The 22,825-nt window shown below is 61.6% G+C and carries 21 protein-coding genes; 18 read left to right on the top strand and 3 right to left on the bottom strand.

Features of this window, described 5'->3' with window-relative positions:
* The first annotated feature begins 75 nt into the window (after positions 1–75).
* Genes AR323_RS03310 through AR323_RS03300 form a run of 3 tightly spaced genes read left to right on the top strand, consistent with a single transcriptional unit; the run spans position 76 to position 2,758 of the window.
* Complete coding sequence (locus AR323_RS03310; RefSeq protein WP_235510430.1) at positions 76–990, top strand: TRAP transporter substrate-binding protein; 915 nt, start codon at positions 76–78, stop codon at positions 988–990.
* 2 nt (positions 991–992) lie between these two features.
* Positions 993–1,472, top strand: coding sequence for a TRAP transporter small permease (locus AR323_RS03305; protein ID WP_057882599.1), 480 nt, complete (start codon positions 993–995; stop codon positions 1,470–1,472).
* A complete protein-coding gene (locus AR323_RS03300) occupies positions 1,472–2,758 on the top strand; it encodes a TRAP transporter large permease (RefSeq protein ID WP_057882489.1) in 1,287 nt (428 codons plus the stop codon). The genes AR323_RS03305 and AR323_RS03300 overlap by 1 nt, the downstream gene beginning before the upstream one ends.
* A 3-nt stretch (positions 2,759–2,761) precedes the next feature.
* On the opposite strand, the gene AR323_RS03295 is transcribed toward AR323_RS03300, so the two are convergent.
* Entirely contained in the window at positions 2,762–4,243 is a 1,482-nt protein-coding gene (locus tag AR323_RS03295) for a UxaA family hydrolase (protein ID WP_057882598.1), read from the bottom strand.
* A 177-nt stretch (positions 4,244–4,420) separates the two neighbouring features.
* Between AR323_RS03295 and uxaC the strand changes: the two genes are divergently transcribed.
* The 3 genes from uxaC (at position 4,421) to AR323_RS03280 (ending at position 8,845) form a co-directional block, all read left to right on the top strand.
* Complete coding sequence (gene uxaC, locus AR323_RS03290; protein WP_057882597.1) at positions 4,421–5,821, top strand: glucuronate isomerase; 1,401 nt, start codon at positions 4,421–4,423, stop codon at positions 5,819–5,821.
* A complete protein-coding gene (locus AR323_RS03285) occupies positions 5,818–7,164 on the top strand; it encodes a mannitol dehydrogenase family protein (RefSeq protein ID WP_057882488.1) in 1,347 nt (448 codons plus the stop codon). The genes uxaC and AR323_RS03285 overlap by 4 nt, the downstream gene beginning before the upstream one ends.
* A 292-nt stretch (positions 7,165–7,456) precedes the next feature.
* On the top strand, positions 7,457–8,845 hold the full coding sequence (locus AR323_RS03280) for a serine hydrolase domain-containing protein (RefSeq protein ID WP_057882487.1): 1,389 nt from the start codon (positions 7,457–7,459) through the stop codon (positions 8,843–8,845).
* Positions 8,846–9,052: 207 nt separating this feature from the next.
* On the opposite strand, the gene AR323_RS14300 is transcribed toward AR323_RS03280, so the two are convergent.
* Entirely contained in the window at positions 9,053–10,294 is a 1,242-nt protein-coding gene (locus tag AR323_RS14300; protein WP_235510429.1) for a DmpA family aminopeptidase, read from the bottom strand.
* A 768-nt stretch (positions 10,295–11,062) separates the two neighbouring features.
* Between AR323_RS14300 and AR323_RS03270 the strand changes: the two genes are divergently transcribed.
* Positions 11,063–11,263, top strand: a complete 201-nt coding sequence (locus tag AR323_RS03270; RefSeq protein WP_057882485.1) for a hypothetical protein — start codon at positions 11,063–11,065, stop codon at positions 11,261–11,263.
* Between the two features lie 104 nt (positions 11,264–11,367).
* Here the strand turns inward: AR323_RS03270 and AR323_RS03265 are convergent, their stop codons facing one another.
* Positions 11,368–11,865, bottom strand: coding sequence for a hemerythrin domain-containing protein (locus AR323_RS03265; RefSeq protein ID WP_057882484.1), 498 nt, complete (start codon positions 11,863–11,865; stop codon positions 11,368–11,370).
* Between the two features lie 239 nt (positions 11,866–12,104).
* Between AR323_RS03265 and AR323_RS03260 the strand changes: the two genes are divergently transcribed.
* The 11 genes from AR323_RS03260 to AR323_RS03210 all read left to right on the top strand — a co-directional run bounded on the left by AR323_RS03260 (position 12,105) and on the right by AR323_RS03210 (position 22,820).
* Entirely contained in the window at positions 12,105–12,791 is a 687-nt protein-coding gene (locus AR323_RS03260) for a Crp/Fnr family transcriptional regulator (RefSeq protein WP_057882483.1), read from the top strand.
* A 96-nt stretch (positions 12,792–12,887) separates the two neighbouring features.
* The gene (locus tag AR323_RS03255; RefSeq protein WP_083495202.1) at positions 12,888–13,622 is read left to right on the top strand and encodes a helix-turn-helix domain-containing protein; all 735 of its coding nucleotides are present in this window, start codon (positions 12,888–12,890) and stop codon (positions 13,620–13,622) included.
* Between the two features lie 61 nt (positions 13,623–13,683).
* Positions 13,684–15,357, top strand: a complete 1,674-nt coding sequence (gene ccoN, locus AR323_RS03250) for a cytochrome-c oxidase, cbb3-type subunit I (protein WP_057882481.1) — start codon at positions 13,684–13,686, stop codon at positions 15,355–15,357.
* Between the two features lie 32 nt (positions 15,358–15,389).
* Positions 15,390–16,157 carry a cytochrome-c oxidase, cbb3-type subunit II gene (ccoO, locus tag AR323_RS03245; RefSeq protein WP_057882596.1) on the top strand — a complete coding sequence of 256 codons (768 nt, stop codon included), beginning with the start codon at positions 15,390–15,392 and terminating at the stop codon, positions 16,155–16,157.
* Entirely contained in the window at positions 16,154–16,318 is a 165-nt protein-coding gene (locus AR323_RS03240) for a CcoQ/FixQ family Cbb3-type cytochrome c oxidase assembly chaperone (protein WP_057882480.1), read from the top strand. Before ccoO ends, AR323_RS03240 begins: the two co-directional genes overlap by 4 nt.
* Entirely contained in the window at positions 16,308–17,228 is a 921-nt protein-coding gene (ccoP, locus tag AR323_RS03235) for a cytochrome-c oxidase, cbb3-type subunit III (protein ID WP_057882479.1), read from the top strand. Before AR323_RS03240 ends, ccoP begins: the two co-directional genes overlap by 11 nt.
* Positions 17,215–18,789: a cytochrome c oxidase accessory protein CcoG gene (gene ccoG, locus AR323_RS03230; protein WP_083495201.1), complete on the top strand. Its 1,575-nt coding sequence runs from the start codon at positions 17,215–17,217 to the stop codon at positions 18,787–18,789. Before ccoP ends, ccoG begins: the two co-directional genes overlap by 14 nt.
* Positions 18,786–19,232, top strand: a complete 447-nt coding sequence (locus tag AR323_RS03225; protein ID WP_057882478.1) for a FixH family protein — start codon at positions 18,786–18,788, stop codon at positions 19,230–19,232. The genes ccoG and AR323_RS03225 overlap by 4 nt, the downstream gene beginning before the upstream one ends.
* Positions 19,229–21,352 (top strand): heavy metal translocating P-type ATPase, encoded by a 2,124-nt coding sequence (locus tag AR323_RS03220; protein ID WP_057882477.1) that lies wholly within the window; start codon positions 19,229–19,231, stop codon positions 21,350–21,352. The genes AR323_RS03225 and AR323_RS03220 overlap by 4 nt, the downstream gene beginning before the upstream one ends.
* Entirely contained in the window at positions 21,349–21,501 is a 153-nt protein-coding gene (gene ccoS, locus AR323_RS03215; RefSeq protein WP_057882476.1) for a cbb3-type cytochrome oxidase assembly protein CcoS, read from the top strand. The genes AR323_RS03220 and ccoS overlap by 4 nt, the downstream gene beginning before the upstream one ends.
* Complete coding sequence (locus AR323_RS03210; protein WP_057882475.1) at positions 21,498–22,820, top strand: radical SAM protein; 1,323 nt, start codon at positions 21,498–21,500, stop codon at positions 22,818–22,820. Before ccoS ends, AR323_RS03210 begins: the two co-directional genes overlap by 4 nt.
* The last annotated feature ends 5 nt before the right edge of the window (positions 22,821–22,825 follow it).

Raw genomic sequence — 22,825 nt, 5'->3', positions numbered from 1 at the left:
GCCACGCGGCGGGGACTGATCGGGGGCGCAATATCGCTGGGAGCGATCGCGGCCCTGCCTGCATGCAAACCTGTCATGTCCGGGCTTCTGACAAGTGCAGACGCGCATCCGGCCGACTATCCCACGGTTAGCGCGGTCGAGTTCATGGGCCGTTATCTGTCTGAAAAGACCGATGGGCGCATCGGCATCAAGGTGTTCGCAGGCGGACAGCTCGGGAATGAAACCGACACTCTCGAGATTACGAGCTTTGGCGGGATCGACTTCAACCGGGTAAACTTTGCGCCGCTCAATTCGACCGAGCCGATGACCCTGCCGTTTTCGCTGCCATTTGTGTTCGATTCAGTCGACCACATGCGGCGCGTCGTCGACAGCGAAGTGGGCGACGAAGTCCTCGCGTCTATGGAGAAGCACGGGCTCATCGGCCTCGCCATTTACGATTCCGGAGCCCGCAACTTCTACAATGCGCGGCGGCCGATTGTGACCCCAGAGGACATGCAGGGCCTGAAGATGCGGGTGCCCGCATCGGACCTTTATGTCGCCATGGTCAATGCACTTGGCGCGAACGCGGTGCCTATCCCGTTCGGCGAAATCTACCAGTCGCTTGCACAAGGCGTGATCGACGGCGCGGAGAACAACTGGCCGACTTTTCTTGGGGAGCGACACTACGAAGTTGCGAGCTACCTAAGCCTGACGGGCCATCTGTTGACGCCGGAAGCCTTCGTGATGAGCAAGATCGGTTGGGACAAGCTCTCCCTGCCCGATCAGGCGCTGGTGCGCGAGGCTGCCAAGGCTTCGGTCGTCGAGATGCGGCGCCTGTGGGACCGCCGGGTAACCGAGGCAATGAACACGATCGCCCAATCGAAAGTGCAAGTGAACGAGATGGACCAGGCACCGTTCGCTGCGCTCATGCGCCCGGTCTGGGACCAATTCGTTACGAGCAGCGAACAGAAATCCGTGGTGGAACGAATTCTCGCCATGAGGGAGGCATGACCATGGCAGACACGGTATCCCGCTGGCTGATAGGCTTCGGCGCGGCGGGGCTGCTGGCCATGACAGCGATCGTGGGATGGCAAGTCTTCGGGCGATTCATTCTGGATGCCAGCCCGTCATGGACCGAGCAGGCTTCGCTGATCCTGATGATCTGGTATGTCATGTTCGCGGCCGCAGCCGGGGTCCACGAAGGGTTTCACATCCGAATCGCCCTGCTGGAGGAGAAGCTGGGTGAGCGGGCCAAGCCGATCCTTCGCCTGGTGGCCTTGGTTGTCGCCCTCCTGGGCCTTGTCCTGCTGGTGTATGGACTTCAGCTGTGCTGGCTGGTGCGCGGAAACGTGGTCCCATCGCTCGGGATAAGCCGTTCGGTCGCCTACATCCCGCTGCCTGTCTCAGGGTTGCTCATGGCACTGTTCGCGCTGCCACAGATCATGAGCGGAACCCATCCCGTGGAGCCTCATGGTGAAGAGGAGACACACTGATGGAACTACTGGTCCTGTTCGGTGTGCTGTTCCTTCTGCTCCTGATCGGAGTGCCAGTGGGATATTCCCTCTTCGGCTCGGCATTGGCTTGCTTCCTTGCCATGGGCATCCCGCCGATCGTGGCGGTGCAGCGCATCGCCTCGGGCATCAGCGTATTTACCCTGATGGCGATCCCGTTCTTCATATTCGCGGGAGACCTGATGTACCGGGCGGGCATTGCCGAGCGGCTGGTGCGAGTAGCGGATGCCGCCGTCGGCCGGGTCAGAGGTGGTCTTGGCATCGTCGATGTCGGGGCTTCGATGATGTTCGGCGCGGTGTCCGGTTCGGCCATCGCCAGCGCCTCTGCCATAGGATCGACGATGGTGCCCCTGATGAAGGACAAGGGCTACCCTGGCGACTACGCTGTGAACGTGACCGTCACGGCTGCGATCGTCGGCCTTCTGATCCCGCCGTCGCACAACATGATCATCTATTCCGCCGCATCGGGCATCGGCGTGTCGATCGGCGACCTGTTCCTCGCGGGCGTGTTTCCGGGCCTGCTGACGGGCTTCATGCTGATGTTCATGGCATGGCTGGTGGCGCGCCGCCGAAACCTGCCGATGGGAGAGTTCCCCGGCTGGCGCGCATTCATCCGCGCCGCGGCCTATGCCATCCCCGGACTGATGACAGCAGTAATCATCATGGGCGGCATCCTCAGCGGGTTCTTCACCCCCACCGAAAGTTCGGCTGTGGCAGTGGTCTATACGCTGCTTGTCGGAACGCTTGTCTATCGCAGCCTGGGCTGGCGTGGCACCTGGGAGGCAGCGGGCAAGTCCGTGCGCACGGCTTCGATGGTGCTGTTCATCATCGCTGCGGCAACCGCATTCGGATTTACACTGGCGCTGCTAGAGGTGCCCGCGGCACTAGGCGCGTTGATCGGGTTCATCACTGAAAATCCGATTCTGACGCTGCTGGTCATCAACCTGATGCTGCTGGCCCTCGGGACCTTCATGGACATGGCGCCGCTGATCGTGATCACGACGCCAATCTTCCTTCCGGTGGCGATGGACGTGGGTGTCGATCCGGTTCACTTCGGGATCATCATGATGCTGAACCTGGGGATCGGTCTGGTTACACCACCTGTGGGATCGGTACTGTTCGTGGGCTCCGCGGTGGGCAAAATCCCGGTCACGACCCTCGTGAAGACGATCTGGCCGTTCTATCTTACGTTGATCGCAGCGCTCATCATCGTCAGCTACGTCCCGGCGCTGTCACTTTGGCTGCCAAGCGTCCTGGGTGGCGAGTGACGCCTAGAGAGTCACTCCCCGCTTCCAGACCGATATGACGCGCTGGCCGCTGCGTTCGGCGGCAGTCATCCGCCCACTTGCAACCTCGAGGACATAATCGGAGAACCTGTCGCTGACCGCCTCGGCCCCATCGGCCAATGCGCAGCCTGCGTCGAAATCAATCCAACCGGCCTTCGACAGGGCGAGCGCCGTGTTCGAAGACACTTTCACAGTCGGAACCGGGAAGCCGAGCGGTGTGCCCCGGCCGGTTGTGAAGAGGATCACCGTCGCACCTGCTGCGGCGAGCGCGGTCGACGAGACTGCGTCGTTGCCCGGTGCCTCCAGCAGCGTGACACCGGGCTCGCTGGCGGTGCCGCCATAGTGGATCACATCAGCGAGCGGTGCCTTGCCTGCCTTCTGCACCGCGCCGAGCGACTTTTCTTCAAGCGTCGTGATACCTCCAGCAATATTTCCCGGCGAAGGGTTTTCGGACACCGGCTCGCCCTGGTCGAGGAAGTAGCGCTTGAACCGGTTGAGCAGCATTCCTGCGGCCTCGAACACACGGTCCGACGTAGCGCGACCGAGCAATGCATCTTCGGCACCGAAGATTTCCGGTATCTCTGTCAGGATAAGCTTTCCGCCGCTCGCCGCGACCCGGTCGCTCAACCGGCCAAGCATCGGGTTCGCAGTAAGGCCGGACAGCGCATCCGAGCCACCACATTTGAGACCAACCGTCAAAGCAGAGGCAGGCGCCGGCCCGCGCCGTAGCGGGGCCAGTTCCTCCACCAACTCGTCGACCATAGCCATGGCGCGCGCCATTTCGTCACCGGGGTCCTGCGCCCGCATTACGCGGAGTTTCAGACGGCTCCGTTCGGGCACGAGCGCTACGAGATCGTCTAGCTGGTTCGATTCGCATCCCAGCCCGACAAGCACCACGCCTCCGGCATTGGGGTTATCGCAAAGAGCCGCAAGAACCGCTCGGGTGCCTGCAAGATCATCTCCTAATTGTGAGCAGCCATGGGGGTGCCCAAACCCAACGATCGCATCCACCTTTCCCGCGTGGCGCACCTGCGCCTCACGTGCGACCAGTTCGACGAGAGGTGCAACACAGCCCACAGTAGGTAGCAGCCAGATTTCGTTGCGCGTCGCATACCGTCCGTCCGCGCGCCGATATCCGAGCCACTGCCCAAGGGGCTTTGCCATGACCTCGCCCGGCGCAAGGTCGCTTGCGGCGTAGCTTTGTTCTCCGGCCAGAGCAGTTGCGAGGTTGTGGGAATGGACGTGAGCCCCGACCACGATCGAAGCGGTCGCTCGCCCGATTGGCTCCCCATACCGCACGACAGGCTCACCCGCAGAATGATCGACAAGGGCGAACTTGTGTCCTGAAGGGATGGCGTCTTGCAGGGACAACCGCTGGCCTGCGACAGTAACGACGTTCCCTGCCGCCAGATCGATGAGCGCGATCCCAACCGTATCGGCGTCATGGCATCGCCAGCAGTCCGGCATCAATGTGCGAAGCGCACCCTCTTCGTTCATTTGCCTGTCGTTGTCCTATTCGTGGAGTGCCGGTTGATCACTCCGGGAAATCATGCAATCCATCGCATTGACACCGGTTACCACAATCGCGCGGCCGCGACAACGAACGGCGAAAGTGCGCTCCGGCCCGCCTTTGAAAGCACACCCATGCCGCTACCTCTCACCCTCCACCCTGATCGTCTCTTGCCCGCTGACCCGAACACGCGCGCAATAGCGCAGGTGCTGTATCGCGAGGTTGCCGGACTTCCCATTGTCAGCCCACACGGGCACACCGATCCGCAGTGGTTTGCCAGCAACGAGCCCTTCGGCAATGCAACCGAGCTGCTTCTGGCGCCCGACCACTACCTGTTCCGCATGCTCTATTCGCAAGGCATCCGGCTCGAGGATCTTGGGATCGGCAGTCACAAAGCGGATCCGCGCGCGGCCTGGCGCATCCTTGCAGAGAATTTCCACCTGTTCCGCGGGACGCCAAGCCGGATGTGGCTCGACTGGGTGTTCGCCGAGGCGTTCGGCATCGATGTGCGGCTCGACGGCGAGACAGCCGATTTTTACTTCGACACAATTAGCGACGCGCTCCAGAGTGATGAATTCCGGCCTCGTGCCTTGTTCGACCGATATGGCATCGAGTTGCTGGCAACCACCGAAAGCCCACTGGACACGCTCGAACACCATCGGACCATGCGCGAGAGCAAATGGGCCGGTCGCGTCATTACCGCCTACCGCCCCGATCCAGTCGTAGATCCGGAATTCGAGGGTTTCTCCGACAACTTGAAACAGTTCTCCGAACTGACGGGGGAAGACTGTTTCGTATGGCAGGGCTATCTCGCGGCGCACCGCAAACGACGGTCATTTTTCGCCGAGATGGGTGCGACCTCGACTGACCATGGCCATCCCAGCGCCGCAACAGCGGACCTCTCGCAGATAGAGGCTGCAGCCTTGTTCGACAGGATCAAGGGCGGAGATGCGAGCGGAGCGGATGCCGAGTTGTTCCGTGCCCAGATGCTGACCGAGATGGCCGGGATGAGCCTCGATGACGGACTGGTGATGCAGATACACCCCGGTTCGTTCCGCAACCATAACCGCCACCTGTTCGAAGCCTTCGGCCGCGACAAGGGCGCCGACATCCCGACCCGCACCGACTACGTCCATGCCCTGCGCCCTCTGCTCGGAAAGTACGGCAACGAGGCAGGCCTCTCGATCATCGTCTTTACGCTGGACGAAAGCACTTATGCCCGCGAGCTCGCGCCGCTGGCGGGACATTATCCGTGCCTCAAGCTGGGTCCGGCCTGGTGGTTTCACGATAGCCCAGAAGGAATGCGTCGGTTCCGCCTGATGACCACCGAGACGGCAGGTTTCCAAAATACTGTCGGATTCAACGACGATACGCGCGCTTTCCTGTCGATCCCGGCTCGCCACGACGTGGCACGGCGGATCGATTGCGGCTTCCTCGCACAGCTGGTGGCGGAACACCGGATGGAGGATTGGGAAGCGGCCGAAACAGCCCGGGACCTCGCTTACAACCTCGTCAAGAAGGCCTATCGCCTGTGAGGCTTTGCACCAAGACTGCAGATTGCCTTCCCGATGACGTTTTACGCGGAGGTTACGATCGCGACAGCCAGGCGATCGGTATCGTCCATTTCGGGATCGGAGCCTTTCACCGGGCACACCAAGCTTGGTACACTGACCTCGCCCTCTCAGCGGGTGACCGAAACTGGCTGATTTGCGGCGTGTCCTTACGCTCACCCGCGGTGTCGGAGCAGATCAATCCGCAAGACGGCCTTTACACCCTGACTGAACGCACCGGCGACACGGCGTCGACGCGTTTGATCGGCGCGGTCCGCGAAGTCCTGTTCGCACCGAGCCAGGCCGAACAGGTCATCGCCCGGATTGCCGACAAGGCATGCCACATCGTTTCGCTGACAGTCACCGAGAAGGGATATGCGCGCGGCGATGGCAATCGCCTCGACAGGGCGAAGGCCCGTGAGACCTTCTATCCCCTGCTTGCAAGCGGCCTTGCTGCGCGCCGTGCCGCCGGATTGCCGGGCGTGACCATCCTGCCGTGCGACAACCTTGCCGACAACGGCGGTGTGCTGGCCGAGCTCGTTCGTCAGTGGCTGGAGACTGAGGATCCCGCGCTGCGAAAGTGGTTCGATAGTGAGTGTCGCGTTCCGTCGACGATGATCGACCGTATCGTTCCGCGCACAAGTGCCGCCGATCTTGGCCAGATCGAGGAGCGGATCGGTATGCAGGATGCAGGCGCCACCTTCACCGAACCGTTCAGCCAGTGGGTCATTCAGGACCACTTTGCAGGCCCTCGCCCTGTTTGGGAACGGCATGGCGCCAAAATCGTCGCAGACGTGACGCCGTACGAGACTGCCAAGCTCCGCATGCTGAACGGCGCTCACTCGCTGCTGGCCTATTGCGGACTTCGTGCAGGTTACGAATACGTCCACGAAGCGGTCGGCGATCCGGCGCTGCGCGAACTGGCCGAGTGCCTGATGCGCCGCGAAGCGCTGCCAACAATCTCGCCGGCAAAGGGGCAGGACCTCGCCGCATATGCCGATGCGCTCTTCCGCCGTTTCGCTGACCCCGCATTGCGCCATCGTCTCGACCAAATCGCCATGGATGGCACCCAGAAGATACCCCAGCGCTGGCTCGACACCATAGTAGACTTGTCCCGCAAAGGCCTCGACCACTCCGCCATTTCGACAGGTTTCGAGGCCTGGCTGTGGCATCTTAATGACCGCCGCTTCGTCAACGATCCCTTTGGCGCAGAACTAATGGGCCTCATGTCGAGCGGTGGCACGGCTCAAGTAGTCAAGCGCTGCCTTAGCGAGACGGAATCCGCTGACCCGATCTGGGCAGGTTACCGCCACGTCTCGCTTATGTAGACGGTCGCCCTCCGGGCGATTCTCTATCGATCGGCATTTCTTGTAATAACTTGGTGCCAGAAGAGGACTCACTCTCAACTCTCAACAAATTGATTTCGTTAGATTTCTGTTTTTGCGATCTTGAACTGAGCCCCGACCGAGGCCCCACGACCCAACGAGTGAATAGGGTTCGAGTCCTGATGGAGCGAATCGCGCAATCTAAGGGCCTATCCCCGCCACTCATCGACGAAAGTCGTGTCTCCATCTATTCTCGCTAACCGTGATCAGCGGATGGCGTGTTGTTGAAAGAGCGATGACCAGATTCACCATTCTTTGCCTTGCTTCGCTCTGCTGGGCAACCTCACTGACTGATCCTCTGCAAGCGAAGCCCGCGGAAGCTTCAGTCCAGCAGTCAGATCACATCGACATGATCGTCACCGACCAGATGGACGCCAGCAACCTTCCTGGAGTTGCAGTGGCGGTAGTTCAGAACGGGGAGGTCACCAAGCTCTCAGGGTACGGCCTGGCGAACCTCGAATGGAACGCGAGGGTTGATCCGGATACTCGTTTCCAACTTGCCTCCGCCACGAAGATATTCACCGCTGTCGCCTTGATGAGACTTGTCGAGCAGAGGCGGCTGACGCTGGACCAGCCGATATCCCACTTCTTCGACGAAGCACCTGAGAGTTGGCGTTCTATCACGGTTCGCATGCTCGCCAATCACACCTCCGGTCTTGATGAGAACCTGGGGGAGCCGAGGCCGAAGACGGTTGGTGACACCGTTGCCGCTGCGATGAAGCGTCCCCTTGCGTACAAGCCGGGTAGCGAGGCGCGATATGGCTTCACGGACTTCACAATCCTCCGCGCGGTACTCGAGAAAGCAACCGGCACGTCGTTGCCAGAGATCCTTCGCACCGAAATCACGGGGCCGCTTGGCATGGCAGCAACCGGGTTCGCCATGGCTGACGAAGACGACGGAGTTCGCACGGGCGAAGTGCTTACCAAGCGCTCATCGATCTATGCCTGGGATGGAAAGCGGCAGCGAACCAGCGAGTTCTTTTTCGAGCCGCTTGGTTACGGTGCCGGGGGCCTGTACTCAACTGCGCGAGACCTTGCCCGGTTCAGCGCTGCGCTCGATCGGGGAGAGTTGATCTCGCTTGCCAGCATGCAGGAACTGACCATGCCTGCGACTCTCCCGGACGGTTCAAAAGCGGGCTTCGCGATAGGCTGGACGGTCAAGAATTACCGAGGGGTCCCCGTGGTCGGCCACAGCGGTGGGCCAGCGCTCGCCGACATCATCCGGATACCTTCGAAAGGAATTACGGTGATCGCGCTTACCAATGCGCAGACGTTTTATCCGCTGCTGGCCGAGCGAATTGTCGATCTATACCTGCCCGAGCCTCCCGTCGCCGCGTTACCCGATCAAAAGCCCGAAATCGCAAGGCGCTTCAGGCTCGCGCTCGACACGCTCGACCCGACTACCGAGGCGCAAGGCTCCCGCGCGCTCGAGCCGCTTCGCTCGACGTTCGGAAAGGCGTACCTTGCAGGGGTGGGTCCGGTCCGGTCGGTGACCCTGCTCTCGGAGCGAGCAAGCGGCGACGATATCACTCGAACCTATCAGGTCCGGTTCTCACGGAAGACAGCTGAATTCCTCGCGATCTCTGATGGAGCCGGCCGTTTAAAAGTGTTGCGGCCCAACTGATCGGCTGCGATCTCCAGGGCTCATGCAAGCCTCATCTATAAACGGGGATGATGTGCACCTCGACGATGATTGGCTACGACGATCGAACTGGTCCTCGCCAGATCGTCAGGTGCACTTGGCCGTGGCCGAATTGTCAGGCCTCATCGACCAGCTGCCGAAACCGCGGGGCCGTGCCTCACTCACGCGAGACGATACGCCGTTACCACCCTAGTTATCAGTTTCCGGCACGCGATTGTGCATTCGCATCACTTCCATCATTTGGCCCACAGGTAGTTCGTGGACGCGGACTCCGTTCGCACCAGTCATTGTCTCGGCAGCTAGCATTGCGTTCGTTATAGCTGCCTCGGTCGCATGCACCGTCGCAGTAAATAACTGATCTAGGCGATCATTAGACAACATTGTGATGGTCGCCTCAGGTGAGGCCCAACTGTTTTCATTGGCTGTCGAAAAAGCGACGAAGATGTCGCCGGAGCCGTTTCCTGCGTAACCACCCTGACGCCCGACTCCCAATGATACACGAGTTGCCAGCCGCTTAAGTTGATGTGGTAATAGCGGAGCATCCGTCGCAACCACCGCGATAATTGATCCAAGCTCTCGCTGCTCACTACCTTCGACTTTACGCTCCCCGCAGATACCTATGCGCGCGGCAAGCTCCCGCGTTTCTGGAAATACCCGTGTGAGGCATGGATCGTGGCCTGATATGGCTTCCCCAACGGGCACGCCCGCTATTCTCAAGTCTCGCCGCCGCCCAAAGTTGCATTGGACAAGTACGCCCACGGTGTAACCTCCAGCGCGTTGAGTGACTTTTCGAGATGCTGTTCCGATGCCTCCCTTGAAGCCCAGGCACATCATGCCAGTGCCGCCGCCTACGTTACCTTCAGGCACGGCGCCCCCACGTGCGCTCTCCAACGCCTCTTCGACATGCTCGGGCTTTACATGAAAACCGTTTATGTCGTTCAAGACGCCATCGTACGTCTCTGCCACGACGGGAAGCCAAAAGGGCTGGAGTGCACCTTCTCGATTGACCTCGTGAGCGATGATCGCGTCGCGAACCACGCCGACACTATGCGTGTTGGTAATGCCGATCGGGCCCTCAAGGAATCCACCCTCCTCCAGCCAAGTCGTCCCCGTCATCTCTCCATTGCCGTTGAGTGTGAACCAGGCACCAAAAACAGGATCGGCGTTTTCTCTGCCTCGCGGCAGAACGACCGTCACCCCTGTGCGCACGGGCCCTTTTCCAGGAACCAGAAGACCTTCACCAGAGATGATGGTTGAGTGGCCCACTTCGACACCCGGAACATCGGTGATTGCATTAAGGGGGCCCGGCTCGCCGCCAATCGGCAAATTCAACTCGTGCTCCCGCGGATCGGCTTGAGCAACCCCAGTCAGCATGGCAGCTCCGAGTGCGGTACCGAGTACCGTTTGCATTGACGCAGAAAAACTCTTCATTTCATGGCCTCCCCGCGCACATCATGATGTGGAGGCGGCAAACCAGCAAGCAGCAGATGAAATGCGACGACCGGGCGTCAATCCCATTGCCCCACGGGATTTGATTACCATCGGGCGCGGCGCCTTCAATGGGATCGTTCCCGGTGTTGGCAGGCTTTCTCTCTAGTGCTTCCACAGTTGTCACGTGAGCTATTTGCCGAAAACATGGATCATTCGCGGGGAGCCTGGCTGCGCAGCACAGCGATGAGAAGAGGTCACTACGCGGATGAGCAGGCACGGCGTCACCCAACTTACCACAATCAGGAACCCTGGGCGTGCCTGAGGCGTCTTAAGATCAAAGGAGACTTGAGATGTTAGGAAAAATCCTGGGTGGGATTGTCGGTGCAAAGGCTGCAAAAAGACGTCGCGGCGTGAGTGAGCCTGGCGGAGCACTCATGGGCGTGGCTTCGGTGGCGTTGGCTCGCCGCTTCGGCATTCCCGGAATTCTGGCCGCAGCGGCCGGCGGATATGCTATCAAGACGTACTCGGACCGAAGGTCCGCCGCTAAGCCCGCTCGCAAAAAAGCTTCGCCAGCTCAATCATGAGCAATTTAGAACTTTAGCGCCGCAAAACCAAGGCAAGGCCCGCAGAGGACGGCCAAGGTGCCCCCAAGACAACCCGCGCTGTCCGAGGCCGCAAGATCGACGGAATACAGTCCTTGCGGGCTAGATTCGACGCCCGTCTTAGCTCGTCGGACTTGGCCATCGGACGCGCGGAGGAGTCGCGGCCATGCATTTGACGCGCGGATATCATCACTACCTGATCCGCCTTAATCACGGATATGACGACCAATCCGAGGATATCGAGTTCGATGCCCCTGCATCCGACGTCGCCATATCGCGCCTGGACGCCATTCCCAACAAGCGCCGAGCGGTTGTTTTCGAGGACGGCAAGAAAATTGCGGACCTGTCATTCCTTGAAGGATTTTGACAGGTAGCGACGCGGTTACAAATGCTGGCGGAGCTGAGAGGGTGAGGCGCCACAGAGCCCCCAACCGCAAATTCCGCTGTCGGGGGCCTGTCGGCTTTGGCTAGTCAGGTGGTTCGCATTTCTGCCGGCGGGAGACCTTCCCCTTCGGCAAGCACCATCAGGTCTTCCTTACGTGCGAGCATCTGCTGCCCCAGCGCATCGAGGTCAACATTCGCCGCACGAGCTTGCTGGAACATGTTCTCGTGCTGCTTCTCTTCCTCTTTCACGTGGTGCTCGATCTGCTCCTTGAGCACTGTCACCTTCGCATCGTAGAATTCTTCATCGGGTGATCCCGCCGCGATCTCGTTGACGAGCATCTTGGCGCCATCGTGCTCAACGTATGCCTCTTTCAGGAGATCGTCGTCGATCTTGCCCTCGAGCGCAGGGTAGAAAATCTCTTCCTCGATGACGGTGTGGATTTTGAGTTCGTTACAGATCTGGTTTGCGATCTCTGCCTTCGCCTTCACACCCGACGCACCTTCGTACTTCGAGAACAAGTCCTCCACCTTGCGATGGTCGGCGGCCAGGATATGTGTTGCGTCGGTATCTGCCTTGGTAGCCATGGTCAGTCTCCTCTGACTGGCCAACGTGACTCCCACGCGGTTCGTTCCCTTGAAGAAAGTGACTAAGCTCCGTTGCAAACTGTTCCGACCACCGAGTGAAAAAAGTTCATCTAATGAGACCGCTCCTGATCGCTCCCGTAATCACAGGTCCATAATCGCTATTCTGTCCGACAAGTGACAAGAGGGCCGTGGCACTGCGGTGATTGGCACTCGGACCGTAGGTGTATAGAGCGCAACTCATGACCGACGTCACACAAGAGGCCCATTTTTGCCAGGCCTGCGTTGTGCGCAGCCGAGCGATCTGCGCGGACCTCGATCAAGATGAGATTCAGGTGCTCAATTCAATCGGCCGCCGCCGCAACCTGGCCGCGGGCGAACAACTCCTGTGGGAAGGCGACGAGGCAATCATCGTCGCCAATGTCGTCCGAGGAGTCCTCAAGCTCTCGACGCAGACCTCCGACGGCAAGGAGCAGATCCTGGGGCTGGTTTATCCATCCGATTTCGTCGGCCGTCCATTCGGCCAAATCACGCCTTATGGGGTTCAGGCGCTCACCGAGGCGGAGGTATGCATATTCCAGCGCACTGACTTTGACCGTTTTGCGCGCGAACATCCTCGGCTCGAACACAAGCTCCTCGAACGTACGCTCAAGGAACTCGACCGCACTCGCCGCTGGATGCTTCTGCTCGGCCGGATGACCGCGGAGCAGAAGCTGGCTAGCTTCCTGTTAGAGACCGCAGAACGCGCGGAGCCCTCCAGTCTTACCATGCCTCTCTCGCGTCAGCAGATCGCTGACGTGCTCGGGCTGACCATTGAAACTGTCAGTCGTCTCTTCAGCAAGATGAAGATGGAGGGTCTGATCGATCTCCAGTCGCGCCGGCAGGTCGCCATCCTCAGACCTGCCGAGCTGGCAGTGCGCGCGGGCTAAGATTCCGCCGACAGAAATTCGCATGCGTATTGTATATGAGACGGTGCCGTTGACGCAGATCAATGACGCCGACGCGCGGCACGGCCAAGCGAAGCCATGCGCCACCCCTCCCCCCTACCGAACGAAGCGGCATCCTGCGCCTTCGAGGCGTTCAGAGCAGGGATGCTACCTTCCGTTGCGGCGGATGAGGTTTTGGCTCAGTTCGAAGCGTTAGGCCGACTGCGCATCGTCGCAAGCGGCGGATCGATCGTTGCCGAGGAGTCGGAAGACACGCTCGTCTATCTCGCTTCCGGGGCGGCAAAGCTGGTGGCATTTGCCTCGCAAGATCGCGAACAAGTGGTCGCTTTTCACTTCGCGGGCGACTTGATTTCGGTTCCCGCACCGCGCGCCCATGCCTATGCACTACTTGCGCTACGAGCATCTGAAGCAATCGTCTTCCCAGCCGGCGAGCTCCTCAGCGTTGCTCATGAGCATCCAGCGATGATGGGGCGGATCGTTTGTTCGGCGTATACCTCGCTCCGTCGGTCGAGGGAGAAATCGATCGTAATAGGGCGCAAGACCGCGCGTGAGCGCGTGGCTTGCTTCCTGATCTCGATGGCAGATCGGATTGGCTTACCCGAGGGCAATAGGTGCGTTCTGCATTTGCCGATGTCCCGGCGCGACATTGCCGACAGCCTGGGTCTAACGATCGAGACGATCAGCCGGCAACTCGGTGATCTTCGCGGCGACGGGTTGATCGAAACCGCTGGCCGCTCAACGATTCGCTTGCTTGATCTTGCCGCGCTTGCTGCATGTGCTGGCCATCTCATCAAACAATCTAGTCAAATTTGAGCCAGATCAATGCAGGTGTGATCCGAAGTCCCTAGCACACTGGAAACCGACGGAGATTTCCATGCAAGCTGAAGCGGCTCTTTTCAGGGCGGGTCTGTGGTTTGCGGTGCTGATCCTTGCGATCGCCGCCGCCGCCGTGGCGAAGGACGCGGCGTATGCGGCGCATGCCGGTATCATCGCGGGGGTCGCCTTGCTCCTGCTCACCATGTCAGCCGGGCGATTCGATCCCCTGGGTAAAGCTCAAGGGTTTTTCCGCATGCCCGAGGAGCCGTCCCGGTATGACGACGATCCGGTGCGCTGGGGCGTAATCGCGACAATGTTCTGGGGCATGGTTGGCCTGCTCGCAGGGGTCTTCATCGCCCTTCAACTCGCGTACCCCGCGCTGAATTTCGAACCATACTTGACCTTCGGTCGCGCCCGGCCGCTGCACACCAGCGCGGTGATCTTCGCGTTCGGCGGCAACGCACTGATCGCGACGAGCTTCTACGTCGTGCAGCGCACCTGCCGTACCCAGCTAGCCTTCCCCGCCCTCGCCCGGTTTGTGTTCTGGGGCTACCAGCTGTTCATCGTGCTCGCCGCCTCGGGATACCTGCTCGGGGTGACGCAGAGCCGCGAGTATGCCGAACCCGAGTGGTACGTCGACATCTGGCTGACGATAGTCTGGGTCGCCTACGCTGCCGTGTTCATCGGCACCATCGTGCGCCGTCACGAGCCGCATATCTACGTCGCCAACTGGTTCTACCTCGCGTTCATCCTGACGATCGCGATGCTTCACATCGTCAACAATCTGGCGGTGCCCGTCAGCTTCCTGGGATCACGCAGCTACAGCGCGTTTGCTGGAGTGCAGGATGCGCTCACCCAGTGGTGGTACGGGCATAATGCTGTCGGATTCTTCCTCACCGCCGGCTTTCTGGCGATGATGTACTACTTCGTGCCCAAGCAAGCCGAGCGGCCAGTCTATTCGTACCGCCTTTCGATCATTCACTTCTGGTCGCTGATCTTCCTCTACATCTGGGCCGGACCGCACCACCTGCATTACACGGCGCTGCCCGACTGGGCGCAGACGCTGGGCATGGTGTTTTCGGTTGTGCTGTGGATGCCGAGCTGGGGCGGCATGATCAACGGCCTGATGACCCTCAACGGCGCCTGGGACAAAGTTCGCACCGATCCGATCATCCGTATGATGGTGGTTGCGCTGGCGTTCTACGGCATGGCCACCTTCGAAGGGCCTATGCTGTCGATCAAGGCGGTCAACAGCCTATCCCACTACACTGACTGGACGATCGGTCACGTTCACGCCGGCGCTCTGGGGTGGAACGGGCTGATTACGTTCGCTGCGGTCTACTACCTCGTGCCGAGACTGTGGAAGCGCGATCGAATGTACTCACTGCGCATGATCAATTGGCACTTCTGGCTCGCGACCATCGGTATCGTCTTCTACGCCGCGAGCATGTGGGTGGCCGGGATCACCCAAGGCCTGATGTGGCGCGAGTACGGACCGGACGGCTATCTTGTGAACAGCTTCGTCGACACGGTCGCAGCGCTTCACCCGATGTACCTGATGCGCGCGTTCGGAGGGATCCTATACCTGATCGGCGCTGGGGTGATGACCTACAACGTCTGGATGACGCTGGCGGGACGGCTTCGGAGCGAGGCGCCGATGTCCGATGCCACCTACGATCCAGCCGCAGACCGCCCCATCCTCGCCACCGCGATCAGAGAGCCTCAAGCATGAGCACGCATTCGAACCTTCCCGGCGAGCGGCGCATGGTCGTGGAGCCGACCGAGGTCAGGGTCCCAGTCACCGGCCACAAGCGACTGGAGCGGAACGTCTCGCTACTTGCCCTCGGCACGCTGATCGCGGTGTCGATTGGCGGCATCGTCGAGATCGCTCCGCTGTTCTGGATCGACAATACCATCGAGAAAGTGGAGGGTATGCGCCCCTACACCCCGCTCGAGCAGGCCGGCCGGGACATCTACGTCCGCGAAGGCTGCTATCTTTGCCACAGCCAGATGATCCGGCCCTTCCGGGACGAGGTCGAGCGCTACGGCCACTACAGCCTCGCCGCCGAGAGCATGTACGACCACCCATTCCAATGGGGCTCCAAGCGTACCGGGCCAGACCTCGCGCGCGTAGGCGGGCGCTATTCCGACGAGTGGCACGTGCAGCATCTCAAGGACCCGCAGAGCGTCGTGCCCGAAAGCGTCATGCCCCAGTACAGCTTCCTGGCAGACACCGATATCGACACCGACGCCGAGGCGACGCTCCGGGCACTCCAACGAGTAGGCGTGCCCTACAGCGATAGGGATGTTTCGCTGGCGAGCCACGACCTGCGGGCCCAGGCCAGTATTGACCTCGACGCGGGCGATCTGACCGAGCGCTATCCCAAGGCGCAAGTCCGCGATTTCGATGGCGACCCGGAACGGCTGACCGAGATGGACGCGCTGGTCGCTTATTTGCAGATGCTTGGCACGCTCGTGGACTTCGACAGTGCCGCACCACTCGAGGAACTCGCCGAGGAGAAGGGACGATGAGCTTGTACGAGCAGCTTCGGCACTTCGCCGACAGCTACGCGCTGGTAGCTATCTTCGTCATCTTCCTTGGCCTGTGTGCCTGGCCCTTCCGGCCCGGGGCCCGCACACACAACCACAATGCTGCGCATTCGATCTTCAAGGATCAAGACGATGGCGAATGAGCGCCCGAGCGGCAAACGCATCGACCTGCCCACCGGGACCGAGACCGTCGGCCATGAGTGGGACGGTATCGAGGAACTCGACACACCCATGCCGCGGTGGTGGTTATGGACCTTGTACCTCACGATCATCTGGGGTGTGGTCTACATCGTCCTCTATCCGGCCTGGCCGTTGATAGAAAGAGGCACGGAAGGTGTCCTTGGCTGGTCCAGCCGCGGCCAGCTCGCCCAAGAGATGCGCGTCGCCGATCAGTCCCGACAGACGGTACGCGAGGCGCTGTCCCAAATTCCGATCGAGCGCCTCCCCGACAACAGCCCTTTGATGGCGCAGGCGGTAGCGGGCGGCCGCGCTGCGTTTCTCGTCAATTGCGTCCAATGTCACGGCTCGGGTGCAGCCGGCAGCCCCGGTTATCCCAACCTCAACGACGACGACTGGCTGTGGGGCGGTGACCTGAGGGCGATCGAGTACACGATCACCCACGGCATCCGCCAGCAGGCCCACGACAAGACCCGCATGAGCGCTATGCCGCCATACGAAGGTGTATTCGAGCCAGCTCAACTGAACGAATTGGTAAGCCACGTCCTCTCACTCAGTGGTAAGGCACCACCCACCGCTGCCGGCGCGCAGATCTATGCCGACAACTGCGTGGTTTGCCATGGACCTGCCGGCGGGGGAGATCGGGCCCAAGGGGCCCCGGCACTTAACGATGCGATCTGGCTTTACGGAAGCGCGCGCGAAGATGTCGCGCGCCAGATCCTCGATCCCCGCATGGGCATGATGCCTAAATGGGAACGCAGACTTGATCCCGTGACGATCAAGATGCTCGCCGCTTATGTTCATTCCCTCGGGGGAGGCGAAGATTTCGTGGAGGTCGCCAAAGACCCGGAAATTCAGGTCGATGAACAACCCTGAGGACCCCATCATCAAGGGGCGTTCGGTCGCCGAGGACGGCATCCCGAAAACCAACGAACCGGTAAGCAGTGCCGTCGCGGGGCCGGAAGCTTCAACTCACCGGCACGAGCCGCACCAACCACCCCGCCAGCACCTGCCGCAAAAACTGTTCGAGAAGCGCAAGCGCGTCCACAATAAGCGCATCGACGGGCCATTCCGCAGATTCAAGTGGCTCGTGATGCTGGTCGCCTTGGGCATCTATTACGTGACGCCGTGGATACGGTGGAACCGCGGTGCCTACGCGCCGGACCAGGCGGTGTTGGTCGATATAGCCAACCGACGCTTCTACATGTTCGACATCGAGATCTGGCCGCACGAGTTCTACTTCGTCGCGGGTTTGCTGATCATGGCGGGAATCGGGTTGTTCCTGGTAACCAGCGCGGTGGGCCGCGCGTGGTGCGGCTATGCCTGCCCGCAGACGGTGTGGACCGATCTGTTCCAGCACATCGACCGCTTCGTGGACGGCGACCGCAATGCCCGCATTCGCCTCGACCAAGCGCCTTGGGGGCCAGGAAAGATCGCCAAGCGCAGCTTCAAGTGGTCGATCTACCTGCTCGTCAGCCTCGTGACCGGCGGGGCGTGGATCCTCTACTTCGCCGACGCGCCGACACTGCTGCGGGAGTTCTTCGCGGGCGAGGCTGATCCCGTGGCTTACATGACCGTTGGCATCCTCACTCTGACGACCTTCACCTTGGGTGGATTCATGCGGGAACAGGTGTGCATCTACATGTGCCCATGGCCCCGCATCCAGTCGGCAATGCTCGACGAAAAGTCGCTTCTCGTCACGTACAAGGACTGGCGCGGCGAACCAAGGGGCAGCGTCAAGAAGGCGGAAAAGGATCCCGCTCACTTCGGGGACTGCATCGACTGCCTGCAATGCGTGGCCGTCTGCCCGACAGGGATCGATATCCGCGAGGGACCCCAAATCGGTTGCATCACGTGCGCCCTGTGCATCGACGCGTGCGACCGGGTGATGGCTGAGGTCGGTCGTCCGCGCGGCCTGATCGACTACGCGACGCTCGAGGACTGCGAGCGGGAGGCAAGGGGCGAGACCCCGCGCTCGCCATGGCGAACTCTGCTGCGCCCGCGGACGGTCGCCTATTCCCTGATCTGGGGCAGCATCGGGGCCGCCATGCTGTTCGCGCTTGGCACTCGCACCCGCACGGACCTGACCGTTTCGCCTGACAGGAACCCGCCCTTCATGCTCATGAGCGACGGTTCGGTGCGCAACGCCTACACGCTGAGGCTCCGCAATATGGAAGGGCGCCCGCGCGATATGGAAGTGGCAATCGAAGGGCTGCCCGGCGCGGTCATATGGACCGACACAATCGGGCGCGGAGGTGCCGCGCCAAGACAGATGATCAGTGTCCCTGCCGACCAGACCCGCGCGGTGCGCGCTTATGTCGCGGTTCCCCGGGGCACTCCGGCCCAAGACTTCAGCTTCCGCGTCACTTCGCAGGATGAGCAACGCGAAACCGCGCTCGAAGAAACCCGCTTTTCCGCACCGGGTGAGGACGGATGAGGCGCGAGTTCACCGGGCGGCAAATGGCGATCATCCTGGTCGCCGGGTTTGGTGTGGTCGTCGCGGTCAACCTGTTCATGGCGTCGCTCGCCACGCGCGGCTTTGGCGGGGTCGTGGTCGAAAACTCCTATGTCGCGAGCCAGAAGTTCAACGGCTGGCTTCAGGAAGCCGATCGGCAGAATGCGTTAGGCTGGGCGGCCGATGTAAGGCGTAACGACGATGGTGTGATCGACATCGCGACCAAGTCGGTTCCCACCGGAGCCACGGTCGAAGCTACGCTGCGGCGCCCGCTCGGAAAGCCAGAAACCACCGCGCTGACCTTCACCGAAGTCGCACCGGGCCACTTCGCTTCAGACACGCCGGTCGGGAATGGGCGCTGGACCATTCGCCTGCATATCGAGGCGCAGGGCCGGCGCTGGTCCAAGCAGGAGCCGGTCGAATGAACGCGCCCGTGACCATCGCGGCGGAGACCTCGCAAGCACTTGAAGTAACTCGCTTCACGGTGCCCAGCATGCGTTGCGCGGCATGCATCGCCAAGATCGAGCGCGGTCTAGGCGATGTTGTCGGAGTCTCGGCGGCGCGGGTCAATCTGTCCGCCAAAAGGGTCACGGTGCGCCATGAGCCCTCCCTTGACGAAAGTGCGCTGACCGAGGCGCTTCGCAACCTCGGTTTCGAGGCCCATCCTGCAATCATGAGTTTCCGCGAGGAGGAGGACCACGAGGCCCGCACGCTCATCCGCGCTTTGGGCGTCGCGGGGTTCGGAATGATGAATATCATGCTGCTGTCCGTAAGCGTCTGGTCGGGCGCCAGTGGGGCAACTCGCGACGTATTCCACTGGCTGTCTGCGCTGATCGCACTTCCGGTGGTTGCCTACTCGGGTCGGCCGTTCTTTGCTTCTGCGCTTACCGCGCTGCGTCGCGGCCGCACCAACATGGACGTGCCGATTTCGATCGGCGTGCTGCTCGCCACCGCGCTGAGCGTGTACGAGACCGCCATCGGAGGTGCGCACGCCTACTTCGACGGCGCGGTGATGCTGTTGTTCTTTCTCCTTGCAGGCCGTGCGCTCGATGCATCGATGCGCAGTCGCACCCGAGCGGGAATGGGAGCACTGCTCGGACGAATGGGCCGCAGCGCGGGGGTAGTCCAGCCCGACGGCTCGCTACGGCGGATAGAAGCCGCTCGTCTTGAACCCGGGATGCTTATGCTGATCGCGGCAGGTGAGGCTCTTGCAGCGGACGGCATCGTCGAAAGCGGCAGGGGCGCAATCGACAATGCCATGCTGACCGGCGAAAGCGCGCCACAGCCGGTCAAGGAGGGAGAGATTGTCCACGCCGGTGCGATCAACCTGCTTGATCCCTTACGGGTGCGGATAACCGCGGTCGCGGGCGATACCGCGATTGCCGAGATCGCCCGGCTTATGGACGAGGCTGGCCAGTCGCGGAGCCGCTACGTCCGCATCGCCGACAGGGCCTCCCGGCTGTACGCGCCAGCAGTTCACGCGTTGGCGGCGCTCGCGTTCGCCGGCTGGATGCTCGCCGGGGCTGGCTGGCACCAGTCTCTGGTGATCGCAATCGCGGTTCTCATCATCACATGCCCCTGCGCGATGGGACTGGCGGTGCCCGCGGCGCAAGTCGTGGCGTCCGGAGCGCTGATCAGGAAAGGCCTGCTGGTCAAGGACGGCAGCGCACTGGAACGGCTCGCCGAAGTGGATGTGGCGCTGTTCGACAAGACCGGGACGCTGACCCTGGGAGAACCCAGGGCGCTTGTTGGAAATCTCGACGCACGTGCAAAATCCATCGCACTCGCACTCGCCCAACACAGCCGGCATCCGCTGAGTGTTGGACTGGCGAAGACGCTGCTCGCCCACAGCATCGTCCCCGCGGCCGTAGTAGATGTCAGGGAGCTCGCCGGAACCGGACTGCACGGCACCGCCGATGGGGTAAAGGTCGCTCTGGAGCGACCGAGGGGTTTACCCGGTGAGATGGGCGTGACCCTGCGCATTGGCGCCACCGAAACGGCGATCGCGTTCCACGACGGGCTTCGCGTGGACGCGAGAAGTACAGTCGACGCGTTGAAAGCCATGGGCATTTCCGTCTCGATTTCCTCGGGTGATGCCGAAGCCGCCGTAAGTGCGGTCGCACGCGAGCTGGGCATCGCGGGCACCGGGTCGATGATTCCGGCGCAAAAGCTCGCCCTCCTCGAGGCGCTGAACAGCGAGGGGCACCGCCCGCTCATGGTTGGCGACGGGCTCAACGATGGCCCTGCGTTGGCTGCGGCTCATGCTTCGATCGCGCCCGGCACTGCGAGCGACGCCAGCCAGCAGGCGGCCGACGCGGTGTTCATCGGTGAGAGACTGATGCCCGTCGTGATCGCGGTCAGAGTGGCCCGGCGGTGCATGGTGGTAGTGCGGCAGAATTTCGTCTTCGCGATCGGCTATAACCTGCTTGCCGTGCCGCTCGCTCTCGCTGGACTGGTGACTCCCCTGATCGCCGCCTTGGCGATGTCGACGAGCTCACTTGTAGTGGTCGCCAATTCGCTCCGCCTCGCAAGGTCCGCCCGATGAGCGGGCTGGCCGTCCTCATCCCGCTTGCCCTGCTCATGGGCCTAGCCGGGCTTGGCGTGTTTTTCTGGGCGATGCGCAATGGACAATTCGAGGACCTCGACGGCGCCGCCAATCGCATCCTGATCGACGAAGAGGACGAGACGCCATGACCGCAGGCTGGCCGTATTACCCTGAGCTGCTCCAAACGCCGGTCCCACGCTACACCAGCTTCCCGACAGCTGCCGAGTTCAGGGACATCGACGCCGCGCTCTACCCGGCCGCGCTCGAAGACCTTGAGGGGGATGTGTCGCTCTACCTTCACATTCCGTTCTGCGAGAAGATTTGCCACTATTGCGGCTGCAACACCGGTGCGGCGGGGCGCCGCCAGCGGCTAGATTCATACCTCGCTGCGCTTCATCGCGAGATCGCGGTCGTTTCGAATCGCATACCGGCGGGCGCGCGCGTTCGTCGCGTGACCTTTGGCGGGGGTAGCCCGAATGCGATCACGCCAACCGACTTCGTCCGGCTGGTCGATGACCTGACGATCCGTTTTCGTCTGGACAATCCGGTGTTCTCGATCGAGCTCGATCCTCGCACGATAACGGCCGAGTGGGCCGCAACGATCAAGTCGATCGGGATCGAGCGCGCGAGCCTCGGTGTGCAGACGTTCGCGGTGCATTGTCAGGAGGCGATCGGACGGGTGCAGAGCGAAGACCTGATCGTCCAAGCGGTTGACTGGCTTCGGAGTGCCGGCGTGACTTCGCTCAATTTCGATCTGATGTATGGCCTGCCCGGCCAGTCGCGTGACGATGTGCTGGACAGCCTTCAGCGTACCCGGGTGCTCGGCGCCGATCGCATTGCCCTTTTCGGCTACGCGCATGTGCCGCACATCGTGCCGCGCCAGCGCGTGATCGACGCGACCCGGCTGCCAGCCCAAGCGGAGCGCTTCGCGATGGCTTGGCTCGGCTACGCTTACCTGTGCACACACGGCTACGTACCGGTAGGTTTCGACCACTTCGCTCGCCCCGGCGGCGACCCGCTGGCCCACGCAACGCTCGAAGGCAACCTGCGCCGCAACTTCCAGGGCTTTACGGACGATGACGCGCCCAACCTTATTGGACTCGGCGCCTCCGCAATCAGCGCGTTCCCGCACTTGTTGGCGCAGAACGAGAAGAACAGCGGCCGCTATCGGATGATGGTTTCGCAAGGCCAGGCCGCAGCTCGGCGAGGGATATTGCGGTCGCCTGGCGACGCGATGCGCGGGCGGATCATCGAGCAGTTGCTCTGTCAGGGGCGCGCCACGCTCCCGCCCTTGCTCGAGACCGAGGTGGCCGAAACCCTTCGTCCGTTCATTATGCGCAACCTCGCAACGCTCGAGCAAGGCCATCTGTCGATTGCACCTGATGGGCTGCCTTACGTGCGTACGATCGCGGCCCTGTTCGACCCCTATCGGGAGCAATCGCTCCAGAGGTTCAGCTCGGCGGTTTGAGATTA

Origin of the sequence: Tsuneonella troitsensis (assembly GCF_001441535.1) — a bacterium.
Lineage (GTDB): Bacteria > Pseudomonadota > Alphaproteobacteria > Sphingomonadales > Sphingomonadaceae > Tsuneonella > Tsuneonella troitsensis.
Note: the sequence above shows the minus strand (reverse complement) of the source record. Positions and strands in the feature narration are given on the sequence as shown.

Coding starts and splice junctions, on each gene's coding strand:
- AR323_RS03310 (WP_235510430.1), top strand. CDS start 76: ATGTCCGGGCTTCTGACAAGTGCAGACGCGCATCCGGCCGACTATCCC.
- AR323_RS03305 (WP_057882599.1), top strand. CDS start 993: ATGGCAGACACGGTATCCCGCTGGCTGATAGGCTTCGGCGCGGCGGGG.
- AR323_RS03300 (WP_057882489.1), top strand. CDS start 1,472: ATGGAACTACTGGTCCTGTTCGGTGTGCTGTTCCTTCTGCTCCTGATC.
- AR323_RS03295 (WP_057882598.1), bottom strand. CDS start 4,243: ATGCCGGACTGCTGGCGATGCCATGACGCCGATACGGTTGGGATCGCG.
- uxaC (WP_057882597.1), top strand. CDS start 4,421: ATGCCGCTACCTCTCACCCTCCACCCTGATCGTCTCTTGCCCGCTGAC.
- AR323_RS03280 (WP_057882487.1), top strand. CDS start 7,457: ATGACCAGATTCACCATTCTTTGCCTTGCTTCGCTCTGCTGGGCAACC.
- AR323_RS14300 (WP_235510429.1), bottom strand. CDS start 10,294: ATGAAGAGTTTTTCTGCGTCAATGCAAACGGTACTCGGTACCGCACTC.
- AR323_RS03270 (WP_057882485.1), top strand. CDS start 11,063: ATGCATTTGACGCGCGGATATCATCACTACCTGATCCGCCTTAATCAC.
- AR323_RS03265 (WP_057882484.1), bottom strand. CDS start 11,865: ATGGCTACCAAGGCAGATACCGACGCAACACATATCCTGGCCGCCGAC.
- AR323_RS03260 (WP_057882483.1), top strand. CDS start 12,105: ATGACCGACGTCACACAAGAGGCCCATTTTTGCCAGGCCTGCGTTGTG.
- AR323_RS03255 (WP_083495202.1), top strand. CDS start 12,888: ATGCGCCACCCCTCCCCCCTACCGAACGAAGCGGCATCCTGCGCCTTC.
- ccoN (WP_057882481.1), top strand. CDS start 13,684: ATGCAAGCTGAAGCGGCTCTTTTCAGGGCGGGTCTGTGGTTTGCGGTG.
- ccoO (WP_057882596.1), top strand. CDS start 15,390: ATGGTCGTGGAGCCGACCGAGGTCAGGGTCCCAGTCACCGGCCACAAG.
- AR323_RS03240 (WP_057882480.1), top strand. CDS start 16,154: ATGAGCTTGTACGAGCAGCTTCGGCACTTCGCCGACAGCTACGCGCTG.
- ccoP (WP_057882479.1), top strand. CDS start 16,308: ATGGCGAATGAGCGCCCGAGCGGCAAACGCATCGACCTGCCCACCGGG.
- ccoG (WP_083495201.1), top strand. CDS start 17,215: ATGAACAACCCTGAGGACCCCATCATCAAGGGGCGTTCGGTCGCCGAG.
- AR323_RS03225 (WP_057882478.1), top strand. CDS start 18,786: ATGAGGCGCGAGTTCACCGGGCGGCAAATGGCGATCATCCTGGTCGCC.
- AR323_RS03220 (WP_057882477.1), top strand. CDS start 19,229: ATGAACGCGCCCGTGACCATCGCGGCGGAGACCTCGCAAGCACTTGAA.
- ccoS (WP_057882476.1), top strand. CDS start 21,349: ATGAGCGGGCTGGCCGTCCTCATCCCGCTTGCCCTGCTCATGGGCCTA.
- AR323_RS03210 (WP_057882475.1), top strand. CDS start 21,498: ATGACCGCAGGCTGGCCGTATTACCCTGAGCTGCTCCAAACGCCGGTC.